The organism is Leifsonia sp. HAY1-4F, from assembly GCF_056755275.1.
The window spans coordinates 1-239 of the sequence record NZ_JBNDHX010000587.1; the positions used below are offsets into that span (position 1 = coordinate 1).

Genomic DNA, 239 nt, shown 5'->3' on the forward strand with positions numbered 1-239 from the left:
GTCCAGAGGATCGCACCCGTCCAGCGTCTCGCCGGTGGCGACCGCTTCGCCACAAACGCCGCGGTGGCCGCCTACGCGTTTGCGAGCGCGCCCACCGCGCTGATCGCTTCCGGGCTGAACTCCCCGGACGCGCTCACCGGGGCGACGTGGGGAGGGACCGCGCACTTTCCGCTGCTCCTGACCAACGGGTCCTGTCTGGCCAAACCGGAAGCAGATCGGCTCCAGACCCTGAGTGTCGA

General features: G+C 69.9%; 1 protein-coding gene. It reads left to right on the forward strand.

Translation table 11 applies throughout. From position 1 onward, the window contains the following. Nucleotides 1–239, forward strand: a 239-nt coding sequence (locus ACPYOG_RS20600) for a cell wall-binding repeat-containing protein (RefSeq protein ID WP_481295923.1), incomplete at both ends; no start/stop codon positions are given.